Source organism: Microbacterium sp. 69-10 (genome assembly GCF_001897945.1).
Taxonomy (GTDB): Bacteria; Actinomycetota; Actinomycetes; order Actinomycetales; family Microbacteriaceae; genus Microbacterium.
Genome location: NZ_MKRT01000018.1, coordinates 113,962 through 121,588 on the forward strand (window position 1 = coordinate 113,962; position 7,627 = coordinate 121,588).

The 7,627-nt window shown below is 70.4% G+C and carries 9 protein-coding genes; 6 read left to right on the plus strand and 3 right to left on the minus strand.

Annotated elements, in window-relative coordinates:
- Nucleotides 1-108: 108 nt before the first annotated feature.
- On the plus strand, nt 109-726 hold the full coding sequence (locus tag BGN97_RS07420; protein WP_292699547.1) for a TetR/AcrR family transcriptional regulator: 618 nt from the start codon (nt 109-111) through the stop codon (nt 724-726).
- A 4-nt stretch (nt 727-730) separates the two neighbouring features.
- Here the strand turns inward: BGN97_RS07420 and BGN97_RS07425 are convergent, their stop codons facing one another.
- Nucleotides 731-1,705 carry an o-succinylbenzoate synthase gene (locus BGN97_RS07425; RefSeq protein ID WP_292699550.1) on the minus strand — a complete coding sequence of 325 codons (975 nt, stop codon included), beginning with the start codon at nt 1,703-1,705 and terminating at the stop codon, nt 731-733.
- Nucleotides 1,706-1,726: 21 nt separating this feature from the next.
- A complete protein-coding gene (locus tag BGN97_RS07430) occupies nt 1,727-2,746 on the minus strand; it encodes a GNAT family N-acetyltransferase (RefSeq protein WP_292699553.1) in 1,020 nt (339 codons plus the stop codon).
- An 84-nt stretch (nt 2,747-2,830) separates the two neighbouring features.
- On the opposite strand from BGN97_RS07430, the gene BGN97_RS07435 reads away from it, so the two are divergent.
- Both BGN97_RS07435 and BGN97_RS07440 read left to right on the plus strand, forming a co-directional pair.
- Nucleotides 2,831-3,166 (plus strand): helix-turn-helix transcriptional regulator, encoded by a 336-nt coding sequence (locus BGN97_RS07435; protein ID WP_285635006.1) that lies wholly within the window; start codon nt 2,831-2,833, stop codon nt 3,164-3,166.
- A 1-nt stretch (nt 3,167) separates the two neighbouring features.
- Complete coding sequence (locus BGN97_RS07440) at nt 3,168-4,124, plus strand: permease prefix domain 1-containing protein (protein ID WP_292699557.1); 957 nt, start codon at nt 3,168-3,170, stop codon at nt 4,122-4,124.
- Nucleotides 4,125-4,193: 69 nt separating this feature from the next.
- On the opposite strand, the gene BGN97_RS07445 is transcribed toward BGN97_RS07440, so the two are convergent.
- Nucleotides 4,194-4,895, minus strand: coding sequence for a peptidylprolyl isomerase (locus BGN97_RS07445; RefSeq protein WP_292699560.1), 702 nt, complete (start codon nt 4,893-4,895; stop codon nt 4,194-4,196).
- Nucleotides 4,896-4,952: 57 nt separating this feature from the next.
- Here BGN97_RS07445 and BGN97_RS07450 point away from each other — a divergent pair, with 57 nt between their 5' ends.
- The 3 genes from BGN97_RS07450 to BGN97_RS07460 form a co-directional block, all read left to right on the plus strand.
- Nucleotides 4,953-5,864 (plus strand): 1,4-dihydroxy-2-naphthoyl-CoA synthase, encoded by a 912-nt coding sequence (locus BGN97_RS07450; protein ID WP_292699562.1) that lies wholly within the window; start codon nt 4,953-4,955, stop codon nt 5,862-5,864.
- Between the two features lie 205 nt (nt 5,865-6,069).
- The gene (locus BGN97_RS07455) at nt 6,070-7,188 is read left to right on the plus strand and encodes an AMP-binding protein (protein ID WP_292699564.1); all 1,119 of its coding nucleotides are present in this window, start codon (nt 6,070-6,072) and stop codon (nt 7,186-7,188) included.
- Nucleotides 7,189-7,257: 69 nt separating this feature from the next.
- The coding region (locus BGN97_RS07460) for a class I SAM-dependent methyltransferase (protein ID WP_292699566.1) at nt 7,258-7,627 on the plus strand (370 nt) is incomplete at its 3' end.

Sequence of the window (7,627 nt, forward strand, 5' to 3'; positions counted from 1 at the left end):
TATTCAATACGTAGATGTATCGTAAGTCAGGAGCGAGGCCGGATGCTGTGCGCGGGATGTGAACATCCAGCGGCCGTCTCGTGAAAGAGTTGGTCCCCAGGAGGAGTGATGTCGACACCCGTCACACGGAGCCGCGAGAACACGCGAGCCCGTCTGCTGGAGGCCGCCGCCCAGGTGTTCGCCGAGATCGGGCTCGAGGGTGCCACGGTCGAGGCGGTCTGCGAGCGCGCCGGCTTCACGCGCGGTGCGTTCTACTCCAACTTCGAGTCCAAGGACGAGCTGTTCCTGACCCTTGCGGCATCCGTCGGCGAGGTGCGGCTGGGTGCGGTGCGCGAGCGGGTCAGCGTGCTGGTCGGTGCGGACGCCCTCGGTGACTGCGATCCCGTCGATCTCGTGCAGCAGATCATGGACTCCGGCGCGGATGATCGGGTTGGCGTGATGCTGATGAGCGAGATCCGCATCCGTGCGCTGCGGGATCCGGACTTCGGGACCGCCTATCTGGCGCAGGAGCGCGAGATGGTGCGCAGCATCGCCGCGATCATCCAGGAGATCGTCGACACCGGGAAGTTCGGCCTGCGCATCGACGCCGAGGAGGCTGCGCGCCTGCTCATGATCGTGTGGGAGGGGATGACCGTGCGCGGCGCGATGGGCGGAGACGACTCCGACCGACTGCGCCGTGTCGGCAGCGAGGCCCTCGGCCGGATGGTGGAGCTCATGCGGGCGTGAACGCTCAGGCGTTCAGGAGGGCGTGGCATCGCTCGAGTCGGGCCAGCCACCATGCGCGCCGGTCGGCCGTCGCCTCCAGGCGCGCCAGTGCTGCGGCATCCGGGGTCACCCGCGCGACGGAGATGGAGCCTGCGACCGGGCGCGCGTCGGCCACATCATCGGCGAACAGCGAGGCGGTGCCGAGACCGCAGTCGTAGTCCAGCTCGGGGAGGGATGCCGCGAGAGCAGCGCCCTGTGCGAGTCCGACGGCGGTGTCGAGTGCGCTGGAGACCACTGCGGGAAGTCCCGCTTCGGCGACGATCGACAGCGCGCGACTGATGCCGCCCAGTGGCTGCGCCTTGATGACGATCAGGTCGGCCGCCTTCGCCTGGGCGACGGCGAGCGGGTCGGCGGCCTTGCGCACGCTCTCGTCGGCGGCGATCGGGATGCCCATGTGCTTGACCCGGTAGCGCAGCTCGGCGAGCTCGTCCACGGTGGCGCAGGGCTGCTCGGCGTACTCCAGGTCGCAGTCGCCGAGTGCGTGGATCGCGTGCTCGGCCTCGTCGACGTTCCAGCCCCCGTTGGCGTCGATGCGGATGCGGCCCTCGGGGCCCATCAGCTCGCGCACCGCGCGCACCCGGGCGACGTCGTCGGCCAGCTCCTGGCCGCGCTCGGCGACCTTGACCTTGGCGGTGCGGCATCCGTCGAACCGGGCGAGCACTTCGGCGACGCGAGCGGCGTCCACTGCAGGGACCGTGGCGTTCACCGGGATGCGGTCGCGCAGGGGAGCGGGCTGCGCCTCCCACGCGAAGTCGATCGCCGCCCGCAGCCAGGTCGCCGCCTCGGCATCCTCGTACTCCGTGAACGGCGAGAATTCGGCCCAGCCCTGCGGCCCCTCGAACAGCAGCGCCTCGCGCACGTCCACACCGCGGAACCGGGTGTTCATCGGCAGGGCGATCACACGGGCGGTGGCGAGGATGTCGGCGAGCGGCGGCGTCATGCGTCCATCATGCCCGGTGCCTCAGCTCAGGCGCTTCTGCAGCTCCGCCATCCGCCCCGTCGGCTCGAATCCCAGCATCGTGTTGACGGCCAGCATGTGCTGGTTCGACTCGGCGTTGAACGTGTGGATGCACGGGATGCCGGCGTCATGGCGCTGCATCCGCCGCAGGTTCTCCAGCTTGATGCGCAGCCCGAGCCGGTGACCGCGGTCCTCGCGACGCACCAGCGTGCCCCACTGGTAGGCGTTGCCGTCGTCGCCCGAGTGGACCAGCTGCGTGTAGGCCGCGATGCGGCCGTCGGGCGCCAGTGCGACGGTGCCGAACGAGGTGCGGTGCTGCTGTGCCATCATCCGCTCGTGGGCGCGGAAGTCCTCCACCTCCGACGACGGCGCCTCCAGGTCGAGGTCGCCCATCGGCGCCTCGACGTCGAGCAGCGCGTCCAGGGCGGCCCACTCCGCGACCAGGTCCTCCGGCACCGGGCCGGTCCAGCTGCGGATCGTGTAGCCGTCGGCCGGCGCCCCGTCCAGGAGCTGGTCGATCACCGCATCCGCGACCGGCAGTGCGAGCCGGTTCTGGAAGTCGCCGAGGGCGATCTCGTACCCGTGCCGGCGGGCGAACTCGCGCCCGGGCTGGCCGGAGCCGTCGGCGGGAGCGGACGCCGGCCACGCCGTCTCGCCGCGGAGCACCCGGCGATCGGCGGCCACGGCCTCGGCCTCGATATGCGCGAGCAGTGCCGAGCCGATGCCGCGGCGACGGAACTGCGGCGGCACGGTGACGTTGATCATCCCGGAGTGAAGGTTGTCCTTGAGCCCCAGCGCGAGCGAGCCCGAGCCGACGGCGACACCGTCGAGCACGGCCAAATAGGCGCGGCGATCGGTCGTGGCGGAGTCCTGCTGCAACTCGGTGCGGCTCTCCTCGAGCGACCAGAGCAGAGCGTTCTCGCCCATCTCCGCTCGTCGTGCACTCGCGTACGCCTCCCACCAGGAGTCGACGTCGGCGTTGTGGAACGGATCGACCCGGCGGATCTCGAGAGCGGTTGCCATGCTCCCAGCCTACGAGGCCGTTGCGTGCCGGATATAACGATGGGTGATTGACAATAGTGTGCGACGCACAATATAGTTCCTAACATGAACGACAGTGAGTTCGACGGACATCTGCAGGAGCTGCGACGCGGCACGGTCGTGCTGGCCAGCCTGCAGCTGCTGCGGACCCCCGGTTACGGATACGGGCTGCTCGAGCAGCTGGCATCCGCCGGGTTCCCCACCGACGCCAACACCCTGTATCCGCTGCTGCGCAGGCTCGAGAAGCAGGGGTACCTCGACAGCGAGTGGAACACCGACGAGGCCAGGCCCCGCAAGTTCTACCGCACCTCGGCATCCGGCATCCGCCTCGCCGACACCCTGACCCAGGAGGTCGCCGCCATCGCGAGCGCGACCGCCGCGCTCCGTGAAGAGGAGAACTGACATGACCGCCACGCTGACCGACCGCTACATCACCGCGACCGTCCGCAGGCTGCCTCAGCAGCTGCAGACCGAGGTGCGGGACGAGTTGCAGACCTCGATCGCCGACGCCATCGACGCCCGCGCCGAACAGGGCGAGCCCCTGGAGCAGGCCGAGCGCGCCGTGCTGACCGACCTGGGCGACCCTGCAGCGCTCGCCGCCGGCTACGCGGACCGGCCGCTGCATCTGATCGGCCCGAAGTACTACCTGTTCTGGTGGCGCGTGCTCACCCTGCTGCTTGCAACCGTGCCTGCCTGCGCCTTCGTCGGAGTGGCGATCGGCAAGGCCGTGGCCGGTGAAGGCATCGGAGCGATGATCGGGGAGGGCATCGCAACGGCTCTCTCGGCGATCGTGCACGTGTCGTTCTGGACCACGCTCGTGTTCGTCATCCTCGAGCGCACCGGCTCCGAATCGACCTCGAAGTGGGACGTGGATCAGCTGCCGCAGGAACCGGGGCGGGGTGCAGGTCGAGGCGATCTGATCGGCTCGCTCGTGATGCTCGCGATCTTCGCGGCGGCGCTTCTGTGGGATCGCTTCCGCGGCGTCACCGTCGTCGACGGCGAGGCGATCAGCGTGATCGACCATGCGCTGTGGCCGTGGTGGATGAGTGTGGTGCTGGTGCTGATGCTCGCGGAGGGGGCGATCGCGATCGCGGTCTACGCGCGCGGCAGCTGGTCGACCGGGCTCGCGGTGATCAACACCGCCGTCGCCCTGTGCACGGCGAGTCTGTTCCTCACGCTGCTGGGGCGCGGGATGCTGTTCGCCCCGGAGTTCGTGCACGCGGTGTTCGCCCGCAATGGCGTGGACTCGGGCGCCCTGGCCGTGCTGGCCGTGCTCACCGGTGTCGCCGTCGCCGGCATCGCCGCGTGGGACATCATCGACGGGTGGATGAAGGCCCGGCGCACGGCGATCGCCGGCTGACGCGCGGCATTCCCAGAGGTCGCGTCCCGGAAGCTCTCCGGGACGCGACCCGCTTCTGTCAGACCGATATCAGCCCTGGGCGATGGACGCGATCGCGACCGGCTTCTTCGGCGCTCCGTCGGGGCCGCCGTCCTCGGTGCCTGCGGAGGCGATGTCGGCCACGATCTTGGTGCTCGCCTCGTCTAGGTGGCCGAACACCGTGTACTTGGCCGGCAGCGGTGTGTCGGCGTAGACGATGAAGAACTGCGAGCCGTTGGTGTTCGGGCCGGCGTTCGCCATGGCCAGCGTGCCGGCCGGGTACGTCTCGGTGCCCTTCAGCTCGTCGGGGAAGGCGTAGCCGGGGCCGCCGGCTCCGGTGCCCGTCGGGTCTCCGCACTGCAGCACGAAGATGCCCTGGGTGGTGAGCCGGTGGCACTTCGTGCCGTCGTAGAAGCCCTGCTCGGCCAGCGAGAGGAAGCTGTTCACTGTGCAGGGTGCGGACTTGCCGTCCAGGGTGATCGCCAGGTCGCCGGAACTGGTCTTGACTGTCACGGGCGCGTCGCCGGTGGCCGTCGGGTCGGCCGGGGGAGGCATGACGTCCTTGGCCGCCGAGCCGTCCGGGGCATAGGTGCAGGCGCCGGATGCCTGGGTCTGGGACGCACTCGGCTGTCCGGAGGACCGCGGTGCGGCGCCAGGAGCCGAGGCGCACCCCGCGAGGGCGAACGCCGCCGCGGCGCTCAGCGCCAGCAGTGCGAGACGGACACGGGACGGGGTCTTCACGGGAGTGCGCACTCGAAGATCGTACGCGACGAGGTTCGGCATCCTTCGTGCCGGAATAGGCTGGATGCCGTGACCGACGACTTCGTCTCCGACATCTTCGACCCGGCGGAATGGGTGCTCGCACCGGGCGCCGCGGACTACACCGACATCACCGCGCACGTCTCGCGCGACGGCGGGGTCGCCCGCATCGCCTTCGACCGGCCTGAGGTGCGCAACGCCTTCCGCCCGCACACGGTCGACGAGCTGTACCGTGCGCTCGACATCGCCCGGCAGGACCCGCGCATCGGCGCCGTGCTGCTCACCGGGAACGGGCCGAGCACGAAGGACGGCGGGTGGGCGTTCTGCTCGGGCGGTGACCAGCGCATCCGCGGTCGCGACGGCTACAAGTACAGCGAGTCCGACACCGCCGTGCAGGATCCGGCGCGGGCCGGGCGGCTGCACATCCTCGAGGTGCAGAGGCTGATCCGCTTCATGCCCAAGGTCGTCATCGCCGTCGTCCCCGGCTGGGCCGCCGGCGGTGGCCACTCGCTGCACGTCGTGTGCGACCTGACGATCGCCTCCGCCGAGCACGGCCGGTTCAAGCAGACGGATGCCGACGTCGGCAGCTTCGACGCCGGCTACGGCTCCGCGTACATGGCGCGCCAGACCGGCCAGAAGATCGCCCGCGAGGTGTTCTTCCTCGCCGAGGAGTACTCCGCGCAGCGCGCCTACGAGATGGGTGCCGTGAACCGGGTCGTGCCGCATGCAGAGCTCGAGCGCGAGGCGCTCGCGATGGCGCGGACGATCCTGACCAAGTCGCCCACGGCGATCCGGATGCTGAAGTTCGCCTTCAACGCCGTGGACGACGGCATGGTCGGTCAGCAGGTGTTCGCGGGCGAAGCCACCCGCCTGGCCTACGGCACGGATGAGGCCGTCGAGGGCCGCGACGCGTTCCTGCAGAAGCGCGACCCGGACTGGTCGCCGTTCCCGTACCACTTCTGACGATGTCGGCCACTGACACCGCTACGCCGTCGCCTCGCACCGCCGTTCAGGTCGCGATTCGTCCCGCTTTCCGGCGGTCCTGCCCGTCCAGGTCGCGATTCGTCCCGGTATCCGCGGGTCATTACGGGACGAACTGCGACCTGGGAGCGAACGCCACCGGCGAAGCGGGACGAACTGCGACCCGGATCATCCGAGGGAAGCGCCGATGAGGCTGCATCCGATCGACGGCGGCGACGCGCGCGCGGTGCTCGAGGCGCTGCCGGCGGCGCTCGACGGCGTCCGGCCGCTCGCGCTCGGGTTCACCCCGGCATCCGACGACGAGGTGCCGGACGGGACCGCCGCCGTGTTCGCCACCTCGGGTTCCAGCGGCATCCCCAAGCGCGTGATCCTCAGCGCAGCCGCGCTGCAGGCGAGCGGCACGGCGACAGCCGGACGGATCGGTTCCGGACGATGGACGCTCGCACTCCCGGCCGGATATGTCGCGGGTCTGCAGGTGCTGGCGCGCTCCCTTCTCGCGGGCACCGATCCGATCCTCCTCGACGGCAAGCTCACCCCGGATGCCCTGATCGACGCGGCCGACCGCGGGAGCCGGTACATCTCCGTCGTCCCCGCTCAACTGGCGGCCCTGGTCGACGCGGCCGACGATCCGCGAGTGCTCGCCGCGCTGCGCGCCCACGAGGCGATCCTGGTCGGCGGGCAGGCGCTGTCCGACGTCATCCGGATGCGCGCCGCCGAGCTGCGGATCCCGTACGTGCACACCTACGGGTCGAGCGAGACCGCCGGCGGCTGCGTGTACGACGGCATCCCCCTGGGTGGAGTCTCCGTGCGGCTGATCGACGACGAGCTGCGGCTCAGCGGGCCCATGCTCGCCGACGGCTACCTGGGCGACCCGGCCCTCACGGCGCGCGTGTTCGAGGCCGACGAGCACGGCACCCGCTGGTATCGCACGGGTGACCGCGGCGTCATCCTCGACGGCGAGGTCGAGGTGCACGGTCGCCTCGACAACGTGATCGTCTCGGGCGGCATCAACATCTCCCTCGACCGGGTCGAGCAGGTCGTGCGCAGCGTGCCCGGGCTCGAGCAGGCGGTCGTGCTGGGGATGCCCGATGAGCGCTGGGGGGAGTCGTCGATCATCTTCGCCGACGGGGGCGTCGGTGACGGGGGACGGATGCTGGACGAGGCGCGTGCGCGCGTCGCCGAGAAGATCGGCCGGCATGCCCGCCCGGTTTCGCTGCAGAGCGGGGAGATCCCGCTCCTGGCATCCGGCAAGCCCGATCGCGAGCTGCTGCGGCGGATGATCCACGACGTCCCGCCCCGCGACTGAGCCGTCCTCGGCGCCGCCTCGGTGAAACGCGGTGCGACGGGCTCCCGTGGGGCGCCTAGGCTGACCGGCATGGCCGTCTACACCCACGGGCACCACGACTCGGTTCTGCGCTCGCACAACACCCGCACCGTCGCGAACTCCGCGGCCTACCTCGAACCCCTCCTGAGCGCAGACGCGCACCTGCTCGACGTCGGGGCGGGCCCCGGCACCATCACCGTCGACTTCGCGAGCCGCGTGGGTCGTGTCACCGCCACCGAGATCAACGCCGACGCGCTCAGCCTGTCCCAGACGCTCGCGGCCGAACGCGGCGCGACGAACATCGACTTCTCGGTCGAGGACGTGCATGCGCTGAGCTTCGCCGACGGCAGCTTCGACATCGTCCATGCGCACCAGGTGCTGCAGCACGTCGGCGATCCGGTGCAGGCGCTGCGCGAGATGC

Bases quoted from the DNA above. Each gene is read 5' to 3' on its own strand.
- BGN97_RS07420 (WP_292699547.1), top strand. From the start codon at position 109: ATGTCGACACCCGTCACACGGAGCCGCGAGAACACGCGAGCCCGTCTG.
- BGN97_RS07425 (WP_292699550.1), bottom strand. From the start codon at position 1,705: ATGACGCCGCCGCTCGCCGACATCCTCGCCACCGCCCGTGTGATCGCC.
- BGN97_RS07430 (WP_292699553.1), bottom strand. From the start codon at position 2,746: ATGGCAACCGCTCTCGAGATCCGCCGGGTCGATCCGTTCCACAACGCC.
- BGN97_RS07435 (WP_285635006.1), top strand. From the start codon at position 2,831: ATGAACGACAGTGAGTTCGACGGACATCTGCAGGAGCTGCGACGCGGC.
- BGN97_RS07440 (WP_292699557.1), top strand. From the start codon at position 3,168: ATGACCGCCACGCTGACCGACCGCTACATCACCGCGACCGTCCGCAGG.
- BGN97_RS07455 (WP_292699564.1), top strand. From the start codon at position 6,070: ATGAGGCTGCATCCGATCGACGGCGGCGACGCGCGCGCGGTGCTCGAG.